A 25,603-nucleotide genomic window follows, 5' to 3' on the forward strand; every position below is an offset into this window, starting at 1 on the left:
GTTTTTCCTCTCAACGGTCGCGCTGCACCACCATGTGGGCCAAAGCCCGCAAGGCCCCATCATCGGACAAAACGGCGGCGTCCAATGCCGCCAAGGCGTCTTGCAATAAAGCCTGGGCCTGGGCTTGGGCACCCGCCAAACCCAACAATGACACAAACGTGGGTTTGTCGTTGGCTTGGTCTTTGCCAGCGGTTTTGCCCAGGGTGGCCGAATCGGCGGTCACATCCAAAATATCGTCGACCACTTGAAACGCCAAACCAATGGCCTGGGCATAGCGCTGCAAGCAGGCCAGTGTGGGGCCATCGGCACCGGCGCTCAAGGCGCCCATGTGCACACTGACTTCGAGCATGGCGCCGGTTTTGCGCCGATGCATGTCGCGCAGGGCCGCCTCGGTCATGGCCAAACCCACATGGGCCAAATCGATGGCTTGGCCACCGGCCATGCCGTGGTGGCCAGCGGCGCGGGCCAAGGCCGCACACAGCCGGGCCTGAACCGCAGGGGCCACGCTGCCGTCGTCGGGGGTCAGCAACTCAAAAGCCAAGGCCTGCAAGGCGTCCCCCGCCAGCAAGGCCTGCGCCTCGCCATAGGCCACATGCACCGTCGGCTTGCCGCGGCGCAGCACATCGTTGTCCATGCACGGCATGTCGTCGTGCACCAGCGAGTAGGCATGGATCAGCTCGACCGCACAGGCCGAGCGCAAGGCGGCAGGCACATCAGTGGCTCCGGCCACGGCGCGGGCGGCGGCCAAGGTGAGCAAAGGGCGCAACCGTTTGCCGCCATCGAGCACCGCATAGCGCATGGCCTCGCCCAAGCCCGCCGGGGCCGACAACGGTACCCAGTCGGACAAGGCCGCCTCGACCTGGGTCAGGCTGTGAGCCGTCCAGTCGCGAAAGGCGGCGTCTGCGGCGGTCATGGGTTGGGGTTCCAGGGCTTGAGCAAGCCGTCATCGAGCACCTTGATTTGCTGCTCCACCTGTTGCAGTTTGGCCTGGCAGTAGGCCAACAATTCTGAGCCGCGCTGGTAGCTCACGATCAGCTGGTCCAGCGGCAATTGCCCGCCCTCCAAGCCGGCCACCAAAGCCTCCAGCTCTTGCATGGCCGCCTCGTAGCTGACGGGGGCCGGTGCCGTGGATGGCGCGGGGGTGGCTGGGGTTTTGGGCATGGTGTTTGGGGTTGTGAAGTGTCACATTCTATTGACACTTTGGAGCTTTGGGATGGGTTTTCAGGGAAGATCCCAGGTCCTGTGCCCCCCGGGTTAGAATCCACCCCCCCTGGCCTGCCCGCGTGGCAGGCTTTTTCCACCTCTCCCTGTGGGGAGTCTTTGGTCAGGTCAATCATGTCTGATTTAAGTCTTCAACTGCAGCAGGCCGCAAGCCAACTACCAGTTTCCAGCTACTTTGACACGGCGCTGTTTGAGCGCGAGATGGCGACCATCTTTCAAGGTGGGCCCCGCTATGTGGGGCACGAATTGAGTGTGCCCGAGCTGGGCGACTATGCGGCCTTGCCCCAAGAGGGCGAGGGCCGGGCCTTGGTGCGCACCGCCCAAGGGGTGGAGCTGATCTCTAATATATGCAGGCACCGCCAGGCGGTGATGCTCAAAGGGCGCGGCAACCTGAACGCCCCCAAAAATGCCGCCAGCGCCTCGGGCAACATCGTCTGCCCGGTACACCGCTGGACCTACGCGCCCTCGGGCCAATTGCTGGGCGCGCCGCACTTTGCCCAAGACCCCTGCCTGAACCTCAACAACTACCCCCTGCGGTCGTGGAACGGCTTGCTGTTTGAAGACAACGGCCGCGACATCGCCGCCGATTTGGCCCAAATGGGCCCGCGCCAAGCGCTGGACTTCACCGGCTACGCCCTGGACCGGGTGGAAATGCACCACTGCAACTACAACTGGAAGACCTTCATCGAAGTCTATCTAGAGGACTACCACGTGGGTCCCTTCCACCCCGGTTTGGGCCAGTTTGTGTCCTGTGAAGACCTGCAATGGGAGTTTCAGCGCGAGTTTTCGGTGCAAACCGTGGGCGTGGCCAATCAATTGAAGGCGGCGGGCAGCGCGGTCTACCAGCGCTGGCACCAAGCGGTGATGCAATACCGCCAAGGCAAACCGCCCGAGCACGGGGCCATTTGGCTCACCTACTACCCGCACATCATGGTCGAGTGGTACCCGCATGTGCTGACCGTGTCCACCCTGCACCCGATCAGCCCGACCCAGACCATGAACATGGTGGAGTTTTACTACCCCGAAGAAATCGTGGCCTTTGAGCGCGATTTTGTGCAGGCGCAGCAAGCCGCCTACATGGAAACTTGCTTGGAGGACGACGAAATCGCCGAGCGCATGGACGCGGGCCGACACGCGCTGATGCGCCGGGGCGACGACGAGCGCGGCCCCTACCAAAGCCCGATGGAAGACGGGATGCAGCATTTTCACGAGTGGTACCGACAACGCATGGCCCACAGCAGCTGACATGCAAGCAGTTTGGATGCTGCTGTCGGCCGCGTTTTTTGCCGGCATGGGGGTGTGCGTCAAATTCGCCTCGCAGCACTTCAACGCCTCTGAATTGGTTTTTTACCGTGGGGTGATCAGCGTGGTGATCATGCTGGCCATGCTGCGCGGGCGCGACATTGAGTGGCGCACCCAAATGCCCGGCCAGCATCTGTGGCGCAGCGCCGTCGGCGTGTTCTCTTTGGTCACCTGGTTTTACGCCCTGGCCGAACTGCCCCTGGCCACCGCCATGACGCTCAATTACATGAGCAGCGTGTGGGTGGCTTTGATGGCCCTCATCGCCACCCTGTGGTGGCGGCTGCGCGGCAGCGGCGTGCGCCCTGCCCTGGCCCAAAACGGCCGCCAAGCCTGGCCCCTGGGGCTGAGCATCATGGCCAGTTTCATTGGCGTGGTGTTGATGCTGCGCCCCACCGTCGACAACAGCCAATGGTTTGCCGCAGTGGTCGGTTTGGTCTCTGGGCTGGTCGCCGCTCTGGCTTATTTGCAGGTGCGCACCCTGACCCATGCCGGTGAACCCATCACCCGCACGGTGCTGTTTTTCTCCATCGCCACCATGATCACCGGTGCCGCTGGCATGGGCGTGCAAGGCGTCTCGCCTTGGAACGCACAAGCCGCCTGGTGGCTGCTGCCCCTGGGGGTGCTGTCCTCCGCCGGGCAAATGTGCATGACCCGCGGCTACAGCCACGGGCCCACCTTGGTGGCGGCCAATTTGCACTACGCGGGCATCGTGTTTGGTGCCTTGTTCAGCGTGGCCTTTTTTGACGACCCCATCACCTGGTGGACGTGGGCCGGCATGACCGTTATCCTGCTGAGCGGCATCTGGGCCACTTGGCTGCAAGAATCACCCCCCAAACCCTCTGCGGAGAATTGAATGCACACCCACCTCATCAACGTTGAACAACTCAAAGCCCTCCAAGGTCAGCCCTGTTTGGTGCTTGACGTCAGCGCCGATCTGTTCAAACCCGAAGCTGGTTTACAAATGTATGGCCAAGAGCACATTGCCGGGGCGGTGTTTGCCGACCTCAACCACGACCTGAGCGAATCCGACCCGGCGTATGCGGTCAATGGCGGTCGCCACCCCCTGCCAAAGCGCGAGGTGTTGGCGCAGTGGCTGCGCAGCGTGGGGCTGAACAACGACATGCAAGTGGTGGTCTACGACCGCCAAGGGGCCAACTACTGCGGCCGCCTGTGGTGGATGATCAAGTGGTGTGGTCACGATGCCGTGGCCGTGCTCGATGGTGGCTTTCAGGCTTGGCAGCAATCCGGCGGGGCCATCACCCGGGGCATTGAAGCCCCCCGCCCCGAGGGCAACTTTGCCCTGTCAACGCCCTTGGTCAACTGGCGCAGCACCGCCGAAGTGGCCGCGCAACTGGGCCGACCCGAGCAAACCTTGATCGATGCGCGTGCCCCCGCGCGCTTTCGCGGGGAAACCGAACCACTGGACCCGGTGGCCGGTCACATCCCCGGCGCACTGAACCGCCCGTTTGCCTTGAACCTCGATGACAAAGGCTTCTTCAAAAGCCCCGACGTGCTGCGCCAAGAGTTTGAACAGCTGCTCAACGGTCGCGACCCCGCCACGGTGGTCCACCACTGCGGCTCGGGCGTCAGTGCCGTGCCCAATGTGCTGGCCATGGCGATTGCCGGCCTGGGCACCAGCGCCTTGTACCCGGGCAGTTGGAGCGAGTGGTGCAACACCCCAGGCTTGGCCTGCGCCAAGGGCTGAGGCTCAAGCCCCCGACACCACCCCCGCCCGCCCCAGCATGGCGTGCAGCAGCACATTGCAACCAGCGGAGATGTGTTCGGGTGTGGCGTCTTCGATCTCGTTGTGGCTGATGCCATCTTTGCAGGGGATGAAGATCATCCCGCTGGGGGCCAAGCGGGCGGTGTACACCGCATCGTGACCGGCGCCTGAGACCACTGGCATGTGGCTGTGGCCCAGGTGCTGGGCGGCATCGGTGACGGCTTGCACGCATTCGGCATGGAAGGCCTGGGCCGGGTAGCTCGAGACCAATTCGATCTGGATGCTTTGGCCGGTTTGCTCTTGCAAGCGCTGCGCCAAGGCCTTGACCTGATCGGCCATCGCGTCCACGCCCGCGTCGGTGGGGTGGCGCAAATCAATGCTGAACTTCACCCGCCCGGGGATGACGTTGCGGCTGTTGGGGTGCACTTGCACCATGCCCACCGTGCCCCGCCCATCCGGCGCAAACTGCTGGGCGGCCGCGACCACCGCTTGCATCAAAGTGGTGGCCACTTGCAGGGCGTCGCGGCGCAAGGGCATGGGGGTGGGCCCGGCGTGGGCCTCCATGCCCATCACCGTGCAGTCAAACCAGCGGATGCCCAGCACCCCGGTGACCACGCCAATCGTCACACCGGCGTCTTCGAGCACTGGGCCTTGTTCGATGTGGGTTTCAAAATAAGCACCGATGGGGTGTTGGCCCGGCACCTCGGTGCCCACATAGCCAATGCGCTCGAGTTCTTCGCGCACCGACTTGCCGTCGGTGTCGCGGGCGTTATAGGCGTGCTCCAGCGAGAAGGCGCCGGCAAACACACCTGAGCCCATCATCACCGGCACAAAACGCGAGCCTTCTTCGTTGGTCCAAAAAGCCACTTCGATCGGTGCCTCGGTTTCGATGCCATGGTCGTTCAAGCAGCGCACCACCTCCAAGCCAGCGAGCACGCCGTAGTTGCCGTCAAACTTGCCGCCGGTGGGTTGGGTGTCGATGTGGCTGCCGGTCATGATGGGCGGCAAAGCGGGGTTGCGCCCGGGCCGGCGCATGAACACATTGCCAATTTGGTCCACCGTCACCGACATGCCGGCTTCGCGGCCCCATTGGGTGACCAGGTCGCGGCCTTGGCGGTCCAAGTCGCTCAAGGCCAAACGGCAGACACCGCCTTTGGCGGTCGCGCCAATTTGGGCCAAGGTCATCAAGGCGTCCCACAAGCGTTGGTGATTGATGCGCAAATCGGGCAAGGGGCTAGGGCTTGGTTTCATGGTGGGTGGCTTTGCAAAAGTCAATGGATTCAGTGGCGCTGCGCGGTCGGCACAGGCAAGGCGCCAGCCGCTGCGCGCTCGCCCCAAACCGCGTGGATCAAGCTGGGGCTGAAGCGGCTTGTGCCATGATATCTGCCATGCCCACGCCACCCAACCCACCCGACCACAGCGCGCTCGCCAGCCCGCCAAAGGTGCGCCTGCAAGCCCTCACCGCTGAGGCCTTTGCGCCCTACGGCCAGGTGCTGCAACTCGATGCCGCTGGCCAGCGCGCCATCAACCAAGGCACCAGCGCGCGTTTGGATCTGCCCGCCGCTTTGGACTTGCACAGCGCCAACGGACAAGCGGTGTTGGCGGTGTTCCATGCCCAAGCGCAAAGCACCGACACGCCCTGCGGCATGCTCGAGCGCCACCGCTGGGGCAGCCAAAGCTTTGTGCCGCTGAACGCGGCCCGCTGCCGCTTGTGGGTGGCCTTGGGCGACGCCGCCCCCGACATGCACACCCTGGCGTGTTTTGAAGTGAGCGGTCAACAAGGCTTCACGCTGCACAAAGGTGTCTGGCACCACCCCTTGATGGCTTTGGACGCGGGGCCGTTTTTGGTCATTGAGCGCCAAGGCCCGCAAGAGGACTGCGAGGTCTTCAGCCTGCCCTCGCCCGTCCACTTGAGCACCCGCTGAACGCAGGCTGACCCGCATGCCGGGCTCAAGCCCAGTTGGCGTGGAGTTGCTCGGCCAAACGCACCAGGCTGCGGTCTGAGCCCACTGGCCCGACCAATGACATGCCCAGCGGCGCCCCCAGGCGCTGGGCCAGGGGCAAGCTCAGCTGCGGCAAGCCCGCCAAGCCGGCGCCGCAGAGCATGCGGGTGGCGCGGTTGCGGTAATCGTCCAAGTCGGCTTCCGAAGTGCTGATCAGTGGCGCCACGTCGGGCATGGTGGGCATGAGCAACACGCCGTCGGTGCCCAAGATGGCGGCGATGTGTTCGCGCCAGCGTTGCCGAAACGCCTGGGCCGCCGCCACTTTTTCGTCGCTGATTTCAGACGCCCACTGAAAGCGCTCGGCCACGCCCGGCCCCAGCACCGGCGCAAAACGCCGGATGAACCCACCGTCCACATCCCAGGCCTCGCTGCCTTGGATGGCGCGAAAGTGCCAGAACATGGTGTCAAAGTTGTCCAAGGCGATGTTGACGGGGCGGGCCTTGCCCAAGCGGTCTTCAATTTTGGCGCGCACCGGCTTCAAGGCCTTGACCGCCGCCGGTGTGGCCAAACCCCATATGTCGTTGGGCACCAGCAAACGCACATTTTTTGGCAAGGGATGGGCATCTTCACCGAACAACACATTCGCCACCCGGGCGAAGGTGGGCACATCGCGGGTGAACCAACCGCAGGTGTCCAAGCTGGGCGACAAGGCCAGGGTGTCGTCCAAGCTGATGCGGCCGTGGCTGGGGCGCATGCCCACCAAACCGCAGTGGTTGGCTGGTGCCCGCACCGAGCCGCCGGTGTCCGAGCCCAAAGCAAAGTCGCACAGGCGGTTGGACACCGCCGAGGCCGAGCCCGATGACGAGCCGCCGCTGATGCGCAAGGGGTCAGCGCCATTGATGGGCGAGCCAAAGTGGGCGTTTTGCCCGTTCATGGAATAGGCCAACTCATCGGTGATGGTTTTGCCGGCAAAACGCGCACCGGCGTCCAGCAGTTGCTGCACAACGGGGGCGGTGTGCTGTTGGATGCCCGACAGTGCCAGCATGAAGGGCTGACCACCACTGGTGGGATAGCCTTTGACGTGGTAGAGGTCTTTGACCCCAAAACTCAACCCCGCCAAGGGGCCGGTGGGTGCGTTCGGCACCGGGGCCGTGGGATAGGGCATGAAGGCGTGGGCGGTGTCCCACAAGGCGTCGGTGTGGTGGTTCATGGTGGTGTGGCTGAGGGAAACATCAAAGCGTCTGCGGGTCCAGGGCACGCAAGCAGCGCACGCTGTGGTTGTCGGCCAACCAGCTGACGTCGGGGGGGGCCACTTCGCACGCGGGCTGGGCCCACTTGCAGCGGCTGGCAAAGGCGCAACCGGGGGGCAAAGCGGCCAAATCGGGTGGTGAGCCGGCAATGGTTTCGAGCCGCTGACCTTTGGCCAAGGCACCGTCGGCACGGCTTTGCAACAAGGCCCGGGTGTAGGGGTGGCGCGGTTGGCGCAGCAAGGTGCGGGCAGGCCCCTCTTCCACGATCCGACCGGCATACATCACCGCAATGCGGTCGGCCACCTCAACGGCGGCGCCAATGTCGTGGGTGACAAACACCACCGCCAGACCCAGGTCTTTTTGCAGCTCGCGCAGCAACAACAAAATTTGAATTTGCACCGTCGCGTCCAGCGCCGTGGTGGGCTCATCGGCCAGAAGCAACTGGGGCTGACAGGCCAAGGCCAGGGCGATCATGGCGCGCTGGCGCATGCCCCCCGACATTTCGTGCGGATAGGCTTGCAGCCGCCGCTCGGGGCTGGGGATGCGCACCCGCTCAAACAGCGCCAAAGCGCGCTGCTGGGCCTGTGCAGCGCTGACGTTTTCGTGGCGGCGAATGGTTTCGGTGATTTGCTGGCCCAGGCTGTAGACCGGGTCCAGGGCCAGCAAGGGCTCTTGGAAAATCATCGACGCCACCCGGCCCCGGTAGCTGCTGAGCTCCCTGGGCGAGAGTTGCAACACCTGTTGATCGCCGACGCGAATGCTGCCGGCAATCTGCGTGCTTTTCTCGGCATGCAAGCGCAGCAGGCTGCGCAGGGTGACGCTTTTGCCCGAGCCCGACTCGCCGATCAAGGCCACCACCTCGCCGCGCTGCACCCGCAAGTCCACGCCGCTGACGGCTTTCACCGGTTTTTTGCCGCCTGTGAAAGTCACATGCAGTTGCTGGACCTCCAAAAAACAATCGCTGGAAGGCGCGCTGCTCATGCCACACCTGCCTGCGCGGTTTGCGCTGAAGGGCTCGCCGGGGCGAGCGGGTGGTCGCTGCCAGCCACGTGCATCCAACACGCCACCTGCTGGCCCTGGGCGGTGTCGGCCAGCACTGGCGATTGTTGGCTGCACGCGGCTTGGGCGTGGACACAGCGCGGGTGAAAACGGCAGCCGCTGGGCGGGTTGATGGGGTTGGGCGGGTCACCGGCCAAGGGCGGTTTTTCGGTGCGCTTGTCCGGGTCCAGCGTGGGGATGGACGAGAGCAAGGCTTGGGTGTAGGGGTGGGCTGGGTGCTTGAACAAGGTTTCACTGTCGCCAATTTCAACCACTTGGCCCAAGTACATCACCAGCACCCGGTCGCTCATGTAGCGCACCACATTCAGGTCGTGGCTGATGAACACATAGGTCAGGCCAAAGTCCTCTTTCAAATCCAGCAGCAAATTGAGCACCTGCGCTTCCACCGACTTGTCCAAGGCCGAAACCGCCTCGTCCAAGATGATCAAGCGCGACTGCAAGGCCAAGGCGCGGGCAATGTTGACACGCTGGCGTTGACCGCCGGACAACTCGTGCGGGTAGCGCTCGGCAAACCGTTCAGGGGCCAAACCCACGCGGGCCAGCAAGTCGCGCGCGCGTTCCACCGCTTCGCGCTTGGACACGCCATGCACCATGGGCGCAAACGCGATTGAGTCTTCCATGGTCAAGCGCGGGTTGAGCGAGGCGTAACTGTCTTGAAACACCATTTGGGCCTGGCGCCGATAGGCTTTGAGCGGCAGGGCCGAGCCCCCCACGGTTTGGCCATCAAAAACCATCTCGCCTTGGTCGGGGGCGATCAATTGCATGAGCAAACGCGCGGTGGTGGATTTGCCGCAACCAGACTCGCCCACCACGCCCAAGGTCTCGCCTTTGAACACATCAAAGTCCACCCCGTCAACGGCACGCACCACGCCGCCGCCTTTGCCGAACACATCTTTTTTCAGTGGGAAATGTTTGACCAAGCCACGCACACGGAGCATGGGTTGGGCGGGGCCGCCCACATCGATCGGGGTCAAAGGCATGGTGCGCTCACTGTTTGATTTCCATGGCCGAGCGCAAACCGTCGGCCAACAAATTGAAGGCAATGGAGGTGATGAAAATCATCGCGCCCGGCAAAGCGGCGATCCACGGCTGGGTGTAAATGGCGGTGCGCAAGGTGTTGAGCATCAGGCCCCACTCGGGCTCGGGCGGCTTCACACCCAGGCCCAAAAAGCTCAGGCCCGAGGCCAAAATCATGGCCACCGCGATCAAGCTGGTGGCGTACACAAACACCGGCCCGAGCACATTGCCCAGCACATGCACCCGCACGATGGTGAAAGCCCCGGCCCCCGAGGCGCGGGCGGCATCGACAAAATCGCGCCCGCGAATTTGCGTGGTCACGCTCTCGGCCACGCGGGCAATCGGCGGAATGAACACGATGGTCAGTGAAATCAGCGAATTGGTGATGCCCGCGCCCAAGGCACCCGACAAAGCGATGGCCAGCAGCACCGACGGAAACGCATAAAACACATCGATGGTGCGCATCAAACCGGTGTTGACCCAACCACCGGTGTAGCCCGCGGTGATGCCAATGAACGATCCGATGAAAAAGGCGCAAATCACTGGGGTGATGCCCATGAACAAGGACAAGCGCGTGCCCACGATCAAGCGGGTGAGCATGTCTCGGCCCAGCTCATCGGTGCCCAATGGGTGGCCCGCAAAACCGATGGGCTTGAGGCGCTTGAGCATGGACGATTGGTACGGATCCAGGGGTGCAATCCACGGCCCAAAAACGGCCAGCACCAGCAACACCAACACCACCACAGCCGCTGCCACGGCCACTTTGTCACGCAAAAACCGCCGGCCCACGGTTTGCCAATACCCGGCCGAGCGCTCGGTTTGGAGCGCGGGCACTTTGGTGGGGTCTACAGTCACATGCAACATGATGGAAGGGTGTGAGGGGTCAGTTGCGCGCAATGCGCGGATCGAGCAGGGTTTGCACCACATCCACGATCAGGTTGAGCACCACAAAGAACATGGCCAAAACCAAAATGGTTCCCTGCAACAAAGGCAGGTCGCGCTGAAAAATGGCGGCATTCAACAAAAAGCCCGTGCCCGGCCACGAAAAAACGGTCTCGATCAAGATCGAGCCACCCAACAAATAGCCCAATTGCAAACCCATCACCGCCAAGGCGGTGGGTGCGGCGTTTTTCACCACGTGCATGAAGACGCCCACATCGGTCAAACCTTTGGCGCGCAAACCCACGATGAACTCCTGGGCCAAGATATCGGCCACCAAGGCGCGCACCGTGCGCGAGATGATGCCCATGGGAATCACGCTCATGGTGATGGCGGGCAACAGCATGTGCTTGAAATGCTCCCAGTCCCAGGCCCAATCGCTCGAACCGCCGGGCCCAGCGCCGCCGGGGGGCAACCACATCAAGATCGATGAAAACACAATCACCAGCACCATGCCCAGCCAATAGTGGGGCACGCTGACCCCCAACACCGAGGTCAAAGAAGCCAATTTATCGAGCCAAGAGTTTTGAAAATACCCGGCCACAAAACCAAACAAACACCCCAAGACAAAACCGATCAGGGTGGCCAACAGGGCCAAGCGCAGGGTGTTGCCCACCGCCTTCATCACCTCGCTGAACACCGGCCGGTTGCTGGCGATCGAGGTGCCCAAATCGCCTTGCACCGCACGCCACACCCAGGACACAAACTGCTCAGGGTATGAGCGGTTGAAGCCGTAGAGCTCTTTCATTTTGGCTTGAAGCTCAGCCGAAGCGTCGGGTGGCAGGATGGACACCAAGGGGTCGCCCGGTGCCAGGTGCACCAAGGCAAAACACACCAAAGCCACACCCAACATGATGGGCAAGGTGTAGACCAAGCGTCGCCACAAAAAGCCAAGCATCCCATTGCTCCAGAAGAAACCAAACCCAGGGCTGCATCGCCCTGGCCGTCAAAAAAGCCAACGGGCATGGGCACACCGTGCCCATGCCGTCAGCCCATGGGAGCCTTTTAGTTGATCGAAATGGGGGCCAAGTCGATGAACCAGCTGCGTGGCTGCACCAAGCCCTTGATCTTGCTGCTGACGGCGCGGGGGCCCACGTCGTGCGCAATCCAGACAAATGGGGCTTCTTCCACGATGCGGGCGTGCAGCTTGGACAGGGCCACATCGCGTTTTTTGTCGTCAAACTGGGTGCGGGCTTCGGCAATCAGCTTGTCAAACTCTGGGTTGCCGAAATAACCCCAGTTGTTGGACACCGGCGGGAAGGTGCCGGTGCTGGTGAAGCGCACCATGCCAAAGAAGGGGTCCATGGCGGCGTAGCTCACATTGATGGCGTTGGCACCGTTGGCCGATGGGTCTTTGGCACCTTTGCGCCAGTTGGTGAACAAGGTGTTCCATTCGATCACGTCAAACTCAACGTCAAAGAAGCACTGCTTGAGCGACTGCTGCACAAACTCGTTCATCGGCAAAGGCTGCATCTGGCCCGAACCCGAGGCAGAAATTTGCACCTTGACCTTGAGCGGTTTGGCCGCGCTGTGGCCGGCTTGGGTCATCAAGGTTTTGGCCGCATTCACGTCGTACTTGATGTCGAACTTGGGGTTGCCCCACCAGGGGTGGCCCGGGGGCACGGTGCCTTTGGGCACGGCCATCATGCCGCCCAGCAAGGTTTTGATGCCTTCGCGGTCAACACACAGGTTGGCAGCTTGGCGCACCCGCTTGTCCAGCCAGGGCGAGCCTTCGGCAAACGACAACTGCCATGGCCACACATGGGGCTGGGCATTGCTTTCAATCTTGAAGCCGCGCTGGGTGATTTGTGCCATGGCGTCGGGCGCCGGGGCCTCGATCCAGTCCACCTGGCCGCCGAGCAGAGCGGCGGTGCGGGCATTGGCCTCGGGCATGGGCAGCATCACGATGCGGTCAAGCTTGGGCACGCGCTTGGCATCCCAATAGGTTTTGTTGGCCACCACCTCCAAGCGCTCGCGTGGCACAAAACGCGCCATCTTGAACGGGCCCGAACCCGACGCATCAGCGGCAAACGCCGTCCAGGCGGCTTTGGACTTGTCGGCAGGGGTGTCGCCGGTGGCGGCGTCAAATTTCTTTTTCCAATGCGCGGGCGAAGCCATGAACAAATTGGTCAGGTTCAGGGGCAAGAAGGCATCGGGTTCGCTGGTGGTCAACTCAACGGTCAAGTCGTCGATCTTGCGGGCGCTGCGCAAGGTGGGCATGCGCGAAGCGGTCACGCCCACTTGGCTGGCGTCGAAATGCACCGCGTCTTTGTCCAACACTTTTTGCACGTTCCAGACAATCGCATCGGCGTTGACTGCGGAACCGTCATGGAACTTGACGCCGGGGCGCAGTTTGAAGGTCCACTTGGTTTTGTCGGTGGCATTCACCGCCCAAGAGGTGGCCAAGCCAGGGATCAGCACGCTGGGGGCATTGGCCTTGGACAAGTCCCATTGCGTCAATGCGTCATACATCGGGATGCCGGTGAAACGGTTGCCCTCAAAACCTTGGTCGGGCTGACCCAAGGTGCGGGGAATGTCGGCGGCGGTCATGGCAATGCGCAAGACTTTTTCTTGCGCTTGCACGGCCATGCTCATGGCGCTCAAACCGACGCCAATGGCCAAGGTCATGGCCGACGGCGCAGAGGCGCCAAAAATGGGGAAGCTGAACCGTTTCATGAGAACTCCATTCGTGATGTTTAAAAATTTGAGCCAAAACCTGTACGGATCACACCGCAACCAATACCTGCGGCATGCCCAACTACCTGTCCCCCTCCTGGTATGCAATCAATATGCCACCAATACAAGCCATGGGCGCACCAATACTAGGCAACTTGACGGCCATGACGCACCATTAAAGATCAAAGTACGAACATTTATAGGGTTTTTAGCACCAAAATGAGGCGCTTTTGACAGCGTCGCTGCGGGCATGGCCCATAAGTCAGGACCCACCTACTCAGTGCACGTGCCCCAGCTGGGTGATCCCAGTGACCAGGGCAATGCCAGCGAACAGCCAGCCAATTTGCGCCACGGTGGCACTGGCGCCTAAGCGCTTTTGCAACTGCGGTATCAAATCGGCCAAGGCCACATAAATATAGCTGCTGCTGGCCATGGTGAGCCAAAAAGGCAGCCATTCTTCATGGCCGGCGATCAGGCTGTGGCCGACCAAACCGCCCAGCACCGTGACCCCACCGGCCAAGCACAGCTTGAGGAGGGCGCTGCGGGGTTGCCCCATGCCCTGCTGCAACACCACCAGATCACCCATGTGGTGCGGCACCTCATGGGCCAAAACCGCCACGGTCGCGGCCACGCCCAGTTGCACATCGGCCAAAAAGGCCGCCGCCACCAGCAAACCGTCGCCAAAGGCATGGATGCTGTCGCCCATCAGCACCGACCAAGAACCGGCCATCCCCGAAGGGGGCGCATCCTTGGCGTGGTCATGGTCATGGTCATGGTCATGGTCATGGTCATGGTCATGGTCATGGCCTTGCGCGTGCCCATGGCTGTGGGCGTGCCCATGCTCATGGCCGTGGTGCCACAACTCGGCCTTGTCGAGCAAAAAGAAAAAAACCAAACCCACCAACAAGGTGATGAACAACTGGTGGGGAGAAGCCCCCGATTCAAAGGCTTCGGGCAGCAAATGCATGAAGGCCGTGGCCAGCAATGCGCCGGCCGCCAAACTGAGCAAATGCTGGGTATAGGCCGACAGCAAGGCACGGGCGCACATAGCGGCCACCAGCACACTGCCCACGCCTGCGGCCAAGGTGCCCAAGACTATATATATGAGGTTCACTCAGCTGTCCTTGTGGGGGCCGCCGCAGCTGGGGCGGCGTCCAAGAAGGGGGCTACCAGCCCCCATGGGCACAGTTTCAAGCGACGCCGTTTTGTTTGAGCCAAGCCAGCAAACGCTGCCAGCCGTCCTGCGCAGCTGGGGCGCGGTAGCTGGGCCGGTAATCGGCGTGGAAGGCGTGGGGCATCTCGGGATACACCACGAACTGCGAGTTTTTGGCCCCAGCGGGTGCGGTTTGCAAAGCCGCCTTCATTTGGTCCACCGTGGTGACCGGAATGCCGGTGTCGGCCGCGCCGTACAAACCCAGCACCGGTGCTTGCATGCTGCCCACCAATTCCACCGGGTGCTTGGGCGTGGTGGCGGTCGACTGACCCACCAATCGGCCATACCAGGCCACACCAGCTTTGAGCTTGGGGTTGTGCGCGTTGTACAACCACACAATGCGACCGCCCCAACAAAAGCCGGTGATGGCCAGCTTATCCACGTTGCCGCCTTGGCCAGCGGCCCAACGCACGCAGGCGTCCAAGTCGCCCATCACCTGTGCATCGGGCACTTTAGAAATCAGCTCACTTTGCAATTTGGCAATTTCACCAAAGCTGGTGGGGTCGCCTTGGCGAATGAACAACTCGGGGGCAATCGCCATATAGCCTTCACGGGCCAAGCGGCGGGTGACGTCGGCAATGTATTCATGCACACCGAAAATCTCTGAAATCACCAAAACCACGGGCAAACCGGTTTTGCCAGCGGGTGCGCTGCGGTAGGCGGGCATTTTGAAACCGTTGACGTCGATGGTCACCTCACCGGCCACCAAACCATCGGTCGGCGTTTTGATGGCGGTTTGGGCCATCAAGGGCATGGCCGCAGCGGCATAACCCACGCCCAGCGCGGTTTGCAATGCCAAGCGCCGGTTGGGCAGCGGCGCATCGGCGCGGGTGTTCATCAGCGATTGGGTGTCGAGCAACAGGTCAGGGGTCATGGGGCTGCCTTATCAGGTGAGGGGTGTGGAGGTGCCGGTTTGGGGTATCGGCTTCAGGAGGTGAGCGGGCGATTTTAAGCGTGCCCAATCTCCCCTGTTTGATGCGGTCAAACACCCGCCTTTTTCAGGGTGGGCACATGGGTCACAATTTGGCAAAAACCAAGCTGCTTGAGCCAAGGGCTGGGTTGCCACCACAAATTGAGGAGAAAAGCATGGCTGAAATACTGGGCCTGGGCTTGTCGCACTACCCGCCCCTGTCCACCCCCGACGCCATGATGTCGGGCATCTTGCGCACCACCCTCAAAGACCCGGGCATCCCCGACAGCGCCAAAGACCCCGCCCACTGGCCCGATGTGATGCGCACGGAGTGGGCCAACGACATGGGCACCGCCGCCGCTGGCCAGCACCGCGCGGCCATGGTCGCGCAATTCAGGCGCGTGCGCGAAGAACTCGACCGCTTCAACCCCGACTTGGTGTTGATCTGGGGAGACGACCAATACGAAAACTTCAAAGAAGACATCATCCCGCCGTTCACCGTGTGCGCTTACGACGACGTGGATGTGTACCCCTGGCGCCATGCGCAAGGCTCGTCCATGATGGACGGCGGCAAACCCAATGCCTGGGGCGAAGGCCCCGATGTGCACTACCGCTTGCGCGGACGCCGCGATGTGGGAAAGCACCTGACCACCGGCTTGATCGAGGCTGGTTTTGATGTCGCCTACGCCTACAAACCCCTGCACCACGCCAGCTTGGCCCATGCCTTCACCAATGCCATTCTTTACTTGGACTACGACCGCAAAGGCTGGGACTACCCCACCTTGACCGTGCCCATCAACTGCTATGGCCGCAAGGTGATATCTGCACGCGGGTTTCTCACGAACATCAACGACCCACTGGACTTTGACCCGCCCTCGCCCTCGCCCACCCGTTGCATGGACTTGGGTGCGGCCACTGCCCGCATCTTGCGCGACTCGCCGTGGCGCGTGGCGGTGATGGCCTCGTCGAGTTGGTCGCACGCTTTTTTGTGCGACCACACCCACCGCTTGCGCCCCGACACGGTGAGCGACCGCGCCTTGTACCAAGCCCTGGTCGATGGCGACTTCGCCTACTGGCATGGCCGCAGCACGGCACAGTTTGAACACGCCGGTCAGCAAGAAATTTTGAACTGGTCGCCCCTGATGGGCGCGATGAGCGCCCTCGGCGCGAAACTCAAGTGGAGTGAGTTTGTCGAAACCCACATCTTCAACTCGAACAAAGTGTTTGCCGTCTACCACCCGGTTTAAGTCGCAGTTCTGACAATCACTGCATTCTTCTGTCATGGCAAGCCGCTCAGCAGCATCGCGGTCCATCGTTAGCCAAAGCATGTGCGCCCTATAACAAGACTCTCCATCTTGATAAATAGCGCCTAGGGATAACACCGATGCCACCACCAAACAAGGTGGCACACCATCGGCGAGCGTCAGACCGGCGTTCTTTGGAACCCTTGCCCCATGAAATCCACCCACATCAACGGTTTCGGAAATTTTCTGGAAAGCGAGGCCATCCCTGGTGCTCTGCCCTTGCGCAACAACACCCCCCAGCGAGCGCCCTTGGGGCTGTACCCCGAGCTGATCTCCGGCACCACTTTTGTCGCACCCCGGGCACAGAACCGCCGCGTGCACACATACCGCATCCACCCCTCGGTGGACCAGCCCACTTTTTCGCGCATGGACAACGGCCTCTTGTTGTCGGGTCCATTTGAGCAAGACCTCAACCCCAACCCCTTTCGCTGGGATCCGTTTGAGATGCCCACCACCCCCACCGACTTCATCGATGGCTTGAGCACCTTGTGCGGCAACGGCGACCCCAAGGCCCAAAGCGGCCTGGCCGTCCATGTGTACCGGGCCAATCAATCCATGTCAAAGCGGGCCTTTGTCAATGCCGACGGCGATATGTTGTTTGTCCCGCAAACCGGGCGCATCGAACTGCGCACCGAGCTGGGCATCTTGCAAGTCGGGCCCAACGAAATCGCCCTCATCCCCCGGGGCATCAAATTTGCCGTCAAGTGCTTGGACGGCCATGCCCGTGGCTTTGTGGGAGAGAACTACGGCATGCCGTTCCAACTGCCCGACCTGGGCGTCATTGGCTCCCACGGCCTGGCCAACCCCAGCGATTTTTGGGCTCCCGTCGCCGCCTATGAAGAAAACAACCAAGCCCACCAATTGGTGCACAAATACGGTGGCAACCTGTGGGTCACCGAGGTCGCGCATTCACCCTTCAATGTGGTGGCATGGCGCGGCAACCATGTGCCCTTCAAGTACGACACCGTCAACTACGTGACTCTGGGCAGCATCAGTGTGGACCACCCCGACCCGTCCATCTTCACCGTGCTCACCTCGCCCAGCGACAAAGTGGGTGGGGCCAACATGGACTTTGTGATTTTTCCGCCGCGCTGGTCAGTGGCCGAAGATACCTTCCGCCCACCGCCCTTTCACCGCAATGTGATGAGCGAGTTCATGGGCATGATCCACGGCGCGCACTACTCGCGCTCAAGTGGCTTTGAGCCCGGTGGGGCCTTGCTGCACAACTGCTGGGTGCCGCACGGGCCCGATGTCGCCACCTACGACAAGGCCTATAACGCAGCGTTGGTGCCGCAAAAACTCGACAACCACTTGGCCTTCATGTTTGAGACGCGCTACCCCATGCACCTGACGCCGTTTGCGCTGCAAGCCAAAGAGTTGCAAAAAGACATCCACCAGCAATGGGTGGGTTTTCCAAATCACTTTTCCACACAAGGCCAAAAATGAAACCCATGTCTTTTCCACGCCATGCTTGGCACACCGCTGTGGCGGCCGTGCTGGGTGCCTGCCTGGCCCTGAGCAGCCAGGCCCAAACACCCAACTTCCCCAACCGGCAAGTGCGCATGATTGTGCCCTTTGCCCCCGGCAACGGGGTCGACATCTTGGCCCGCACTATTGCCGATGGCCTGAGCAAAATGTGGGGCCAAAGCGTGGTGGTGGAAAACCGCCCCGGTGCCAATGGCATCGTGGCCGCGCAAGAGTTCCTCAGAGCCCCCATCGATGGCTACACCTACTTTGTGGGTGACATTGGTAGCATCGCCGTTAACCCCAGCTTGTTCAAAAAGCTGCCATACGACCCCGAACGCGACATGGTGCCGCTGACCGATGTGATGGCCGCGCCCTGGGTGTTCTTTACCACCAAGGCCAATGGCATCAAAACCATGGCCGAGTTTGTGGAGCGTGCCAAGGCCGAACCCGGCAAGCTCACTTATGGCTCCACGGGGCTGGGTGCGCCCAACTACATGGCCGCTGAGTTCTTCAAAATCCGCACCGGCATCGACCTGCTGGGCGTGCCCTACCGTGACGGCAACCAATTGCACAGCGCGGTGGCGGCGGGCGAGCTGAACTTGATGATTTCTTCCTGGGCCACCGCGCGCGTGGTGATGGACCGCTTGCAACCCCTGGCCGTGTCGGCCCCAGCGCGACAACCCGGCTACCCCCAAGTGCCCACCATGCAAGAGGCCATTGGCTTGGCTGATTTTGAAGTCAACTCTTGGGCGGTGCTGATGGGCCGCAAAGGCGCACCGCAAGCCATCTTGGACCAAATGCAGGCCGATACCATCAAAGTCATCCAAAGCCCCGATGTGCAACGCCGATCAAGCCAAATTGGCATCGATGTGCAAGGCAAAAAAGCCGCCGAATTGGTCCAAATGATCCAGTCCGAAGTTTCCCGCTACCGCACCGTCATCCAAAAAACCGGCATCCAAAAAGATTGACACTCCAAACCCATGAGCACGCCACAAACCTTTGACATCGAATCCGACTGGGTTCACATCCAATACCCCGAGACCTCGGCCTTTCGCGACGTGTATGGCTTTGCCAGCCAGTCCGGCATGGTCAACATCGAGGGCATCCGTTTGCGCCCCAAAGGCAAACCCTCCAAGACCTTGCTGTTTTACATGCACCCCGCGTCCACCTTGCAAATCTTGCCGGTGCCCAAAAGCATGGCCGCTGGTGGCGCGCATGTGTTGTGTGCGGGCAGCCGGTATGCGCGCAACGACACGCCGCTCATCATGGAAAAGGTGTTGATGGACATCGCTGCCTATTTCCGTCATGCCAAAGAGGTCTGGGGCTACGAAAAAATCGTCTTGGTGGGCTGGTCGGGCGGCGCATCGCTGTCCATGACCTACCAATCCCAAGCCGAACACACCACCATCCAAGCCACACCCGCCGGCGAGCCCATTGCGCTCAAAGCCATGAACCCCATCGCCGCCGACGGGGTGATCTGGCAGGCCGGCCACTTGGCCCGGGCCGTGGTGTTGCTTGACTTCATCGACCCGTCTGTCATTGACGAAGACAACCCCGACCGGCGCGACCCCCGCTTGGACCTGTACCACCCCGGCAACCAAGGGCCTTACACGGCCGACTTTGTGACCGAGTTTCGCGCCGCGCAGTTGGCGCGCATGCGCCGGCGCACCGCCTGGGTCAAGCAACAGTTGGAAGACTTGCGCAAGCGCGGCGGCAAAGAGGTCGAGCGCGGCTTCATCACCCACCGCACCCTGGCCGACCCTCGTTGGCTCGATGGCAGCATCGACCCCAACGACCGCGTGGTGGGCACCTGCTGGCTGGGTGACCCCGAAACCGTCAACTCCGGGCCCATATCGCTGGGCCGGTTTTCCACCCTGCGTTCGTGGTTGTCGCAGTGGTCCATCGAAGACACCCAATGCAACTCGCTCGACCACGCGCCCCACGTCAGCGTGCCCTTTTTGGCGATTGAAAACTCCGCCGACGACTCGGTGCCCCAGCCCCACACCCAACGCATCTATGACCTGGTGGCGTCCAAAGACAAAACCATGCAGGTCATCAAAGGCGCCAACCACTATTACGTGGGCCAGCCCGAACACCTGCGCCAAACCGTGGACCTGTGCTTTCAGTGGCTGCGCCAACGCGGCTTGTCCGACTGATGCCCATGCTCAAACCCGTTTGCGACTGCGGCCTGATCGACACCCACACCCACTGGGTGCCGTCCTCGTTTCCGGCGTATGTGGGTGGGCGCAAAGGCGTGGCCTGGCCGTCCATTGCACCGGCTGAATCCAGCTGCCAGCGCCATGTGATGATCCAAGACAAGGTCTATCGCACCATCCCCACCAGCTGCTTTGACTTTGACGAGCGCGCGCGCAACATGGCCCAAACCGGTGTCACCCGCCAAGTGGTCTCGCCCATGCCCGAGTTGCTGTCCTACTGGCTCGAGCCCGATGACGCGAAGTCCTTGATCCGCTACCTCAACGACACCTTGGCCGCGCAAGTGGGCGCGCAGCCCGATCAATTCATTGCCCTGGGTGCCGTGCCGCTGCAAGACGTGGACATGGCCATCCAAGAACTGGAGCGCGTGGTGGGCGAGCTGGGCATGGCCGGCGTGGAGATTGGCAGCAACATCAACGGCAAGCCGATTGGCCACCCCGACTTCGCACCATTTTTTGAGGCGGCGCAAAGCCTGGGCGCAGCGATTTTTGTCCACGCCCTGCGCCCAGCGGGCATGGACCGCTTGGTCGGCCCACCGGCCTTGGAACAAGCCCTGGCCTTCCCCGGCGAAATTGGTTTGTCCGCCGCGTCCATGATCACCTCGGGGCGCTTGGCTGCCTTGCCGGGCCTGCGCATCGCCTTCAGCCACGGCGGCGGCTCGCTGCCGGTGTTGGTGGCGCGCCTGGAGCACGCTTGGACTTGCATGCCCCCGATCCAAAACGCCTTGAAGCACTCCCCGCGCGCGGTGTCGCGGCAGATGTTTGTGGACGACTTGGTCTACGACGAGGCCAGCATCCACCACTTGATTTACACCTATGGTGTGGGCCAAGTGATGGTGGGCACAGACGACCCCTTTGTCATCATGGACCGCGACCCCGCGCAGCGCGTGGACAAGCTGCACCTCAGCGCCGAACACCGCCAAGCCCTGCGCCAAGACAACGCTTTGCGTTGGCTGGGATTGGCTTAAACCCGCATAGCCTTGGGCGGCTGCAAGCCTTACAGTGGTTCGATGGCGGTGGTTCAGCGCCCTGCTCATCATTGGGCCGCCCCCCACAGGAGACACACATGAACACTTTTGCACGATGGCTGGGGCTTTGCGCCTTGGCCTTGGCCACCAGCTGGTCCAGCGCCCAAGACAGCGGCACCATCCGCGTGGTCTTGCCCTTTGGGCCGGGCAGCGGCACCGACAACGTGGCGCGCCCCCTGTTTGAAGAGGTGGCCCGCGAGCTGAACCAAACCGCCGTGATCGATAACCGCCCCGGCGCCAATGGCTTTTTGGCCGCTGAGTTTGTGGCCCGCGCACCGGCCGATGGCAAAACCCTGCTGTTCACCTCCAACACCACCCACGCCATCAACCCGGTGTTGTTCAAAAAGCTGACCTACGACCCGGTGAAAGACTTCAAGCCCATTGCCATGGTGCTCACCGCGCCCTATGTGCTCATCGTGCGCAAAGACATGCCGGTGCGCAACGTCAACGAGCTGGCCGCTTGGATCAAAGCCAATTCCGACAAAGCTGCCTACGGCTGGGGGGCATCGGTCAGCCAAATTGCCGGCGCGGTGTTTCTCAAGCGCCTGAACTTGACCAGCGTGGGCGTGCCCTACAAAAGCAGCCCCCTGGCGGTGACCGACTTGATGGGCGGCCAACTGAGCTTCATGTTCTTGGACTACGCCGCCGCCCTGCCCTTTGTGCAAGGCGACCGCGTCAAAGCCATTGCCGTCACCTCACCCAAGCGCATCGACATCTTGCCCGACCTGCCCACCATGGCCGAGAGCGGCATGCCCAACTTTGAAGTGCGTTCGTGGAACGGCATGTACGCCCCCGCTGGCACGCCCGACGCGGTGATCCAGCGCTACAGCAACGCCGTCAAACGCGCCATGAACAGCCCCGCCTTGCTCAAAAAGCTGGAGCAATGCTGCGTGCCCACCTTGCTGATGGCCGACGAGTTCGCCGAGTTTGTGCGCAAAGACCGCGCCCTGTGGGCCGAGCGCGCCGCTTTTGCGGGCTTGAACCCCGAATAAGCAGCCGCCACCACAACAGGACCAACGGCCACGGCGGCCATACCAAGCCCATCACCTGGCGCTATGGGCCGCCAACCCGGCCATCGACCACGGCGATGGTTTTGTCGCAGCGCTGGGCCAACAAGGGGTTGTGGGTGACAAACAAAACGGCAGTGCCCTGCTCTTTGCACACGCGTTGCAGCAACTCAAACACACCATCGGCGCTTTTGGTGTCGAGGTTGCCGGTGGGCTCATCGGCCAAAATCAAGGCGGGTTTCATCGCCAAGGCCCGCGCCACCGCCACCCGCTGCTGCTGCCCCCCGGACAAATGGCTCGCGGGCACGTGCAGCCAAGGGGTCAGGCCCACGCTGGCGAGCAAAGCACTGGCACGCAGGCGCGCCACCGCGGTGGCAAAGCCGGTGTCGGCAAACATCGGCATGAGCACGTTTTCCAAGGCGCTGAAGGCGCCCAACAGGTGGTGGTACTGAAACACAAAACCAATGGTGTGGCCGCGCAACTGCGTCAACTGCGCGTCGTTCATGCGTGTGGTTTCTTGGCCGGTCATGGTCAATTGCCCTTGGGTGGGCCGGTCGAGCAAACCCACGATGTTGAGCAAGGTGCTTTTGCCCGAGCCCGATGGCCCCACCACCGCGCAAAACTCCCCGGCCCACAGGTCCAGGTCAATGCCGTGCAAGACCTCGGTTTCATTCGCTTCGCCCAGGTTGAACGACTTGCGAATGCCGCGCAGGGCCAGCACCGGCGTGCTTGTGGTGATGGGGCTGTTCATGGCTGCGTCAACCCCTGATGGCCACCACCGGGTCCAAGCGGGCGGCCCGCAAGGCCGGTGCAAAGGCCGACAGCAAACCCGTCAAAGTCGCGAGCATGAGGGTTTGCAGCAGCAAGCCACTGTCAAACACCAAGGGAAACATTTCCGAGCCATCGGCATTGCGCATGAAGCGCTGCCACAAAAAAAGCGCCAAGGCCCCAATGCCCGAGCCCAACACCGCGCCGCCCAAGCCAAGCAAACCACCTTGGATCAAAAACACCCGCAGCACCTGACCCCGCGTGACGCCCATGGCGCGCAAGATGCCAATTTCGCGCGAGCGCTGCACCACCGACACCACCAACACACTGGCAATGCCAAAGCCCACCGACAGCGCCACAAAAAACCGAATGGCGGTGTTGGCTGTGGTCTGCGCCTTCACCGCGGTGAAAAACTGCTCATTGGTTTTGATCCAACTGTCGGCTTGCAAGCCAGTGAGTTGATGCATTTTTTGGGCAATCGTCTCGGCGGTGTAGACATCGCGCACCGTCACGTCCAGCACCGAGGCACCGCCCACCAAGTCAAACAGGGTTTGCGCGGTGCGCAGCGCGACAAAGGTGTTGCGCGCATTGGCCGCTTTGTTGCCCAAATCAAAAATGCCGCTCACGGTGAGCGTTTGCACCCGGCCTGTGCCGCTGGACAAGCGCAGTTTGTCGCCCACACCCAGGCCCAAATCGCTGGCCAGCTCAGTGCCAATCAAAATCGACTCGCTGTTGATCAGCGCTTGGCCTTGCACCATTTTGTCGGGTAAGGAAATGATCTTGAAGTACAGCTCAGGCTGCACCCCCACCACCGACACCGATCGCGTGGCACTGCCCCGCGTCACCAGGGCTGCCCCGGTGACCGATGGCGACAACACGCTCACCTGCGGTATTTGGCCCAACAGCGTGGCCCAACTTTGCCATTGGTCAATACCTTTGAGCCGTTGCAAAGGCACTTGCAGCTGCGCCAACTCTTGGCCTTCGCCCGCCACCCCTGCGCGCAGGGGACGCACGGCCTCTTTTTGGTTCAGCAATTGGATGTGCGCTTGGCCGGTCAGCACCCGGTTGACAAAGTTCGATTGCAAACCCGCCAGCAATGCCGACATGAAGACAATCACCGCCACACCAATCGCAATGCCCACGGCAATGAAGCCGGTTTGTATCTTGCCCTCTTGCAAAAACCGTATTGCCACCACCCACTCAAACGGCAGCCAGCGGGTGGCCCTCATGGCGGCACGGCGCGCACGCGCTGGCCTTCCTGCCAATGGGGCATCGGCTGGGTGGCCAAGCGCTCACCGGCATCCAAGCCCGCCAACACCTCGACACGGCCTTGGTGCCTCAACCCCAACGTGACGCGTTGGCGGTGCAGTTGTTGGTCGCGCATCACCCACACCGCAGGCCCATCACTGCCCGCCGTTTGCACAGCGGTCAGCGGCAGCCACAGGCTTTGCGGGCGGCGCGCCACCTCGATGTCCACCGACACCGTCATGTCTTGTTGCAAATAGGCAGGCGGTTTGGGCACATGGAGCTTGACCTCCACCGAACCGCGCAGCGGGTCCACCCGGGGGTTGATGTAGACCAACTCGGCGTCAAATTTTTGATCGGGGTAGGCATCGGCACTGGCCCAAGCGGCTTGGTTCAAGCGCAGCAAATGCAGGTTCTTTTCGTCGATTTGCAGCACCAACTGCATGTCCGCTTTGGGCGACAGCACCATCAACACCTTGCCGGGCTGCACCCCGTCACCGGGCTCCACACTGCGGGCAATCAACACGCCGTCCACCGGTGCCACGATGCGCATGTAGCGCAGTCGCGCAGCCGCAGACGCCGCGCTCGCACGCGCCACCTGCACCGCGCTGTGCGCGGCGGCCTCGTCGCTGCCGCCCGGCAACAGGCTTTGGCGTTGTTGCGCGGCAATCTGTAACTGCGCCTGCGCCACGTCCAAGCCGCGTTGCGCATCGTCGCGGGCAGATGCGCCCACAAAGCCTTGCTCAAACAGGGTTTGGCTGCGCGCCAAGCTTTGCTGGGCCACTTTCAAGTTGGCTTGGGCTTGCAGCCAAGTTTGTTCAGCCACGGGCAAGCGCAGTTCCAGCAACTGCCGCACATTGACTTGCGCTTGTTGTGAGTTGGCCAGGGCTTGCTGGTGGTTGGCCTGGGCCTCGCTGCTGTCAAGCTCGATCAAAGTTTGCCCTTGGCGCACCCACTGCCCCTCGGTGACGGGGATGGCCACCACCCGCCCGGTGACTTGGGCGCTCACATCGGTGCGGTGCGGACTTTGCACATGGCCACTGGCCACCATGGTTTGCACCACATCTTGGCGCTGCAGCACCTCCACAGCGATGCGGGGCCCCGCCCACCGTTGCCAGCTGCCATAGCCCAGTCCCACCAGAGCGATCACCCCCACCAGGCCCCAAAGCTGCAAACGCTTCACGCGCTGCCACCCACCACAAAGTTGTCATGCCACCAGCTGATCATTCGCAACCCTTTGACGCACACCGAAACAGGCGCACAAACAGCTCACGCGCCCATGCAACTGGTGCATGGGGGTCATGCTAGGGGTAGGTGG

24 protein-coding genes are annotated in these 25,603 nt (G+C 62.1%); 10 read left to right on the plus strand and 14 right to left on the minus strand.

The genetic code is table 11. The features are described from left to right. Nucleotides 1–10: 10 nt before the first annotated feature. Together AC8GFZ_RS04645 and AC8GFZ_RS04650 are read right to left on the minus strand one after the other, a co-directional pair. Nucleotides 11–913, minus strand: a complete 903-nt coding sequence (locus AC8GFZ_RS04645) for a polyprenyl synthetase family protein (protein ID WP_506642813.1) — start codon at nucleotides 911–913, stop codon at nucleotides 11–13. Then, entirely contained in the window at nucleotides 910–1,161 is a 252-nt protein-coding gene (locus tag AC8GFZ_RS04650) for an exodeoxyribonuclease VII small subunit (protein ID WP_506642815.1), read from the minus strand. Before AC8GFZ_RS04650 ends, AC8GFZ_RS04645 begins: the two co-directional genes overlap by 4 nt. A 174-nt stretch (nucleotides 1,162–1,335) precedes the next feature. On the opposite strand from AC8GFZ_RS04650, the gene AC8GFZ_RS04655 reads away from it, so the two are divergent. The 3 genes from AC8GFZ_RS04655 to AC8GFZ_RS04665 are packed head-to-tail and all read left to right on the plus strand — an operon-like array spanning nucleotide 1,336 to nucleotide 4,228. After that, on the plus strand, nucleotides 1,336–2,466 hold the full coding sequence (locus tag AC8GFZ_RS04655) for an aromatic ring-hydroxylating oxygenase subunit alpha (RefSeq protein ID WP_506642817.1): 1,131 nt from the start codon (nucleotides 1,336–1,338) through the stop codon (nucleotides 2,464–2,466). 1 nt (nucleotide 2,467) lies between these two features. Next, nucleotides 2,468–3,376 carry a DMT family transporter gene (locus AC8GFZ_RS04660; RefSeq protein WP_506642819.1) on the plus strand — a complete coding sequence of 303 codons (909 nt, stop codon included), beginning with the start codon at nucleotides 2,468–2,470 and terminating at the stop codon, nucleotides 3,374–3,376. Then, nucleotides 3,377–4,228 (plus strand): sulfurtransferase, encoded by an 852-nt coding sequence (locus AC8GFZ_RS04665; protein WP_506642821.1) that lies wholly within the window; start codon nucleotides 3,377–3,379, stop codon nucleotides 4,226–4,228. Between the two features lie 3 nt (nucleotides 4,229–4,231). Here AC8GFZ_RS04665 and AC8GFZ_RS04670 read toward each other — a convergent pair whose 3' ends face one another. Beyond that, complete coding sequence (locus tag AC8GFZ_RS04670; protein ID WP_506642823.1) at nucleotides 4,232–5,497, minus strand: Zn-dependent hydrolase; 1,266 nt, start codon at nucleotides 5,495–5,497, stop codon at nucleotides 4,232–4,234. Nucleotides 5,498–5,634: 137 nt separating this feature from the next. On the opposite strand from AC8GFZ_RS04670, the gene AC8GFZ_RS04675 reads away from it, so the two are divergent. Next, on the plus strand, nucleotides 5,635–6,171 hold the full coding sequence (locus AC8GFZ_RS04675; protein WP_506642824.1) for an ureidoglycolate lyase: 537 nt from the start codon (nucleotides 5,635–5,637) through the stop codon (nucleotides 6,169–6,171). A 25-nt stretch (nucleotides 6,172–6,196) separates the two neighbouring features. Here AC8GFZ_RS04675 and AC8GFZ_RS04680 read toward each other — a convergent pair whose 3' ends face one another. The 8 genes from AC8GFZ_RS04680 to AC8GFZ_RS04715 form a co-directional block, all read right to left on the minus strand. After that, a complete protein-coding gene (locus AC8GFZ_RS04680) occupies nucleotides 6,197–7,399 on the minus strand; it encodes an amidase (RefSeq protein WP_506642826.1) in 1,203 nt (400 codons plus the stop codon). Nucleotides 7,400–7,421: 22 nt separating this feature from the next. Beyond that, nucleotides 7,422–8,420, minus strand: coding sequence for an ABC transporter ATP-binding protein (locus AC8GFZ_RS04685; protein ID WP_506642828.1), 999 nt, complete (start codon nucleotides 8,418–8,420; stop codon nucleotides 7,422–7,424). Further along, complete coding sequence (locus AC8GFZ_RS04690; protein ID WP_506642830.1) at nucleotides 8,417–9,478, minus strand: ABC transporter ATP-binding protein; 1,062 nt, start codon at nucleotides 9,476–9,478, stop codon at nucleotides 8,417–8,419. Before AC8GFZ_RS04690 ends, AC8GFZ_RS04685 begins: the two co-directional genes overlap by 4 nt. Before the next feature lie 7 nt (nucleotides 9,479–9,485). Continuing rightward, nucleotides 9,486–10,379 carry an ABC transporter permease gene (locus AC8GFZ_RS04695; RefSeq protein ID WP_506642832.1) on the minus strand — a complete coding sequence of 298 codons (894 nt, stop codon included), beginning with the start codon at nucleotides 10,377–10,379 and terminating at the stop codon, nucleotides 9,486–9,488. Between the two features lie 19 nt (nucleotides 10,380–10,398). Beyond that, nucleotides 10,399–11,352 carry an ABC transporter permease gene (locus tag AC8GFZ_RS04700; RefSeq protein ID WP_506642834.1) on the minus strand — a complete coding sequence of 318 codons (954 nt, stop codon included), beginning with the start codon at nucleotides 11,350–11,352 and terminating at the stop codon, nucleotides 10,399–10,401. A 107-nt stretch (nucleotides 11,353–11,459) separates the two neighbouring features. Next, complete coding sequence (locus AC8GFZ_RS04705; protein ID WP_506644229.1) at nucleotides 11,460–13,082, minus strand: ABC transporter substrate-binding protein; 1,623 nt, start codon at nucleotides 13,080–13,082, stop codon at nucleotides 11,460–11,462. 325 nt (nucleotides 13,083–13,407) lie between these two features. Further along, nucleotides 13,408–14,244 (minus strand): ZIP family metal transporter, encoded by an 837-nt coding sequence (locus AC8GFZ_RS04710; RefSeq protein ID WP_506642836.1) that lies wholly within the window; start codon nucleotides 14,242–14,244, stop codon nucleotides 13,408–13,410. 76 nt (nucleotides 14,245–14,320) lie between these two features. Next, a complete protein-coding gene (locus AC8GFZ_RS04715) occupies nucleotides 14,321–15,217 on the minus strand; it encodes a dienelactone hydrolase family protein (protein ID WP_506642838.1) in 897 nt (298 codons plus the stop codon). 212 nt (nucleotides 15,218–15,429) lie between these two features. Here AC8GFZ_RS04715 and AC8GFZ_RS04720 point away from each other — a divergent pair, with 212 nt between their 5' ends. The 6 genes from AC8GFZ_RS04720 to AC8GFZ_RS04745 all read left to right on the plus strand — a co-directional run bounded on the left by AC8GFZ_RS04720 (nucleotide 15,430) and on the right by AC8GFZ_RS04745 (nucleotide 22,257). Continuing rightward, nucleotides 15,430–16,500, plus strand: a complete 1,071-nt coding sequence (locus AC8GFZ_RS04720; protein WP_506642840.1) for a DODA-type extradiol aromatic ring-opening family dioxygenase — start codon at nucleotides 15,430–15,432, stop codon at nucleotides 16,498–16,500. Nucleotides 16,501–16,707: 207 nt separating this feature from the next. After that, nucleotides 16,708–18,003, plus strand: coding sequence for a homogentisate 1,2-dioxygenase (hmgA, locus tag AC8GFZ_RS04725; protein ID WP_506642842.1), 1,296 nt, complete (start codon nucleotides 16,708–16,710; stop codon nucleotides 18,001–18,003). Further along, nucleotides 18,000–18,992: a Bug family tripartite tricarboxylate transporter substrate binding protein gene (locus tag AC8GFZ_RS04730; RefSeq protein ID WP_506642844.1), complete on the plus strand. Its 993-nt coding sequence runs from the start codon at nucleotides 18,000–18,002 to the stop codon at nucleotides 18,990–18,992. The genes hmgA and AC8GFZ_RS04730 overlap by 4 nt, the downstream gene beginning before the upstream one ends. A gap of 12 nt (nucleotides 18,993–19,004) precedes the next feature. After that, the gene (locus AC8GFZ_RS04735) at nucleotides 19,005–20,180 is read left to right on the plus strand and encodes an alpha/beta hydrolase family protein (protein WP_506642846.1); all 1,176 of its coding nucleotides are present in this window, start codon (nucleotides 19,005–19,007) and stop codon (nucleotides 20,178–20,180) included. A 5-nt stretch (nucleotides 20,181–20,185) separates the two neighbouring features. Next, entirely contained in the window at nucleotides 20,186–21,205 is a 1,020-nt protein-coding gene (locus AC8GFZ_RS04740) for an amidohydrolase family protein (protein ID WP_506642848.1), read from the plus strand. Between the two features lie 98 nt (nucleotides 21,206–21,303). After that, nucleotides 21,304–22,257 carry a Bug family tripartite tricarboxylate transporter substrate binding protein gene (locus AC8GFZ_RS04745; protein WP_506642850.1) on the plus strand — a complete coding sequence of 318 codons (954 nt, stop codon included), beginning with the start codon at nucleotides 21,304–21,306 and terminating at the stop codon, nucleotides 22,255–22,257. A gap of 61 nt (nucleotides 22,258–22,318) precedes the next feature. Here AC8GFZ_RS04745 and AC8GFZ_RS04750 read toward each other — a convergent pair whose 3' ends face one another. The 3 genes from AC8GFZ_RS04750 to AC8GFZ_RS04760 are packed head-to-tail and all read right to left on the minus strand — an operon-like array spanning nucleotide 22,319 to nucleotide 25,468. Next, nucleotides 22,319–23,023, minus strand: coding sequence for an ABC transporter ATP-binding protein (locus tag AC8GFZ_RS04750; protein ID WP_506642852.1), 705 nt, complete (start codon nucleotides 23,021–23,023; stop codon nucleotides 22,319–22,321). Between the two features lie 7 nt (nucleotides 23,024–23,030). Beyond that, nucleotides 23,031–24,269: an ABC transporter permease gene (locus AC8GFZ_RS04755; protein WP_506642854.1), complete on the minus strand. Its 1,239-nt coding sequence runs from the start codon at nucleotides 24,267–24,269 to the stop codon at nucleotides 23,031–23,033. Continuing rightward, nucleotides 24,266–25,468, minus strand: a complete 1,203-nt coding sequence (locus AC8GFZ_RS04760; RefSeq protein WP_506642856.1) for an efflux RND transporter periplasmic adaptor subunit — start codon at nucleotides 25,466–25,468, stop codon at nucleotides 24,266–24,268. Before AC8GFZ_RS04760 ends, AC8GFZ_RS04755 begins: the two co-directional genes overlap by 4 nt. Nucleotides 25,469–25,603 lie beyond the last annotated feature (135 nt).

It is taken from the genome of Limnohabitans rimovensis (SeqCode) (assembly GCF_965234775.1).
Classification (GTDB): domain Bacteria; phylum Pseudomonadota; class Gammaproteobacteria; order Burkholderiales; family Burkholderiaceae_C; genus Limnohabitans; species Limnohabitans rimovensis.

Coding starts and splice junctions, on each gene's coding strand:
- AC8GFZ_RS04755 (WP_506642854.1), bottom strand. CDS start 24,269: ATGAGGGCCACCCGCTGGCTGCCGTTTGAGTGGGTGGTGGCAATACGG.
- AC8GFZ_RS04650 (WP_506642815.1), bottom strand. CDS start 1,161: ATGCCCAAAACCCCAGCCACCCCCGCGCCATCCACGGCACCGGCCCCC.
- AC8GFZ_RS04665 (WP_506642821.1), top strand. CDS start 3,377: ATGCACACCCACCTCATCAACGTTGAACAACTCAAAGCCCTCCAAGGT.
- AC8GFZ_RS04645 (WP_506642813.1), bottom strand. CDS start 913: ATGACCGCCGCAGACGCCGCCTTTCGCGACTGGACGGCTCACAGCCTG.
- AC8GFZ_RS04680 (WP_506642826.1), bottom strand. CDS start 7,399: ATGAACCACCACACCGACGCCTTGTGGGACACCGCCCACGCCTTCATG.
- AC8GFZ_RS04740 (WP_506642848.1), top strand. CDS start 20,186: ATGCTCAAACCCGTTTGCGACTGCGGCCTGATCGACACCCACACCCAC.
- AC8GFZ_RS04685 (WP_506642828.1), bottom strand. CDS start 8,420: ATGAGCAGCGCGCCTTCCAGCGATTGTTTTTTGGAGGTCCAGCAACTG.
- AC8GFZ_RS04700 (WP_506642834.1), bottom strand. CDS start 11,352: ATGCTTGGCTTTTTGTGGCGACGCTTGGTCTACACCTTGCCCATCATG.
- AC8GFZ_RS04690 (WP_506642830.1), bottom strand. CDS start 9,478: ATGCCTTTGACCCCGATCGATGTGGGCGGCCCCGCCCAACCCATGCTC.
- AC8GFZ_RS04715 (WP_506642838.1), bottom strand. CDS start 15,217: ATGACCCCTGACCTGTTGCTCGACACCCAATCGCTGATGAACACCCGC.
- AC8GFZ_RS04745 (WP_506642850.1), top strand. CDS start 21,304: ATGAACACTTTTGCACGATGGCTGGGGCTTTGCGCCTTGGCCTTGGCC.
- AC8GFZ_RS04720 (WP_506642840.1), top strand. CDS start 15,430: ATGGCTGAAATACTGGGCCTGGGCTTGTCGCACTACCCGCCCCTGTCC.
- AC8GFZ_RS04735 (WP_506642846.1), top strand. CDS start 19,005: ATGAGCACGCCACAAACCTTTGACATCGAATCCGACTGGGTTCACATC.
- AC8GFZ_RS04705 (WP_506644229.1), bottom strand. CDS start 13,082: ATGACCTTGGCCATTGGCGTCGGTTTGAGCGCCATGAGCATGGCCGTG.
- AC8GFZ_RS04730 (WP_506642844.1), top strand. CDS start 18,000: ATGAAACCCATGTCTTTTCCACGCCATGCTTGGCACACCGCTGTGGCG.
- AC8GFZ_RS04655 (WP_506642817.1), top strand. CDS start 1,336: ATGTCTGATTTAAGTCTTCAACTGCAGCAGGCCGCAAGCCAACTACCA.
- AC8GFZ_RS04670 (WP_506642823.1), bottom strand. CDS start 5,497: ATGAAACCAAGCCCTAGCCCCTTGCCCGATTTGCGCATCAATCACCAA.
- AC8GFZ_RS04750 (WP_506642852.1), bottom strand. CDS start 23,023: ATGAACAGCCCCATCACCACAAGCACGCCGGTGCTGGCCCTGCGCGGC.
- AC8GFZ_RS04660 (WP_506642819.1), top strand. CDS start 2,468: ATGCAAGCAGTTTGGATGCTGCTGTCGGCCGCGTTTTTTGCCGGCATG.
- AC8GFZ_RS04675 (WP_506642824.1), top strand. CDS start 5,635: ATGCCCACGCCACCCAACCCACCCGACCACAGCGCGCTCGCCAGCCCG.
- hmgA (WP_506642842.1), top strand. CDS start 16,708: ATGAAATCCACCCACATCAACGGTTTCGGAAATTTTCTGGAAAGCGAG.
- AC8GFZ_RS04695 (WP_506642832.1), bottom strand. CDS start 10,379: ATGTTGCATGTGACTGTAGACCCCACCAAAGTGCCCGCGCTCCAAACC.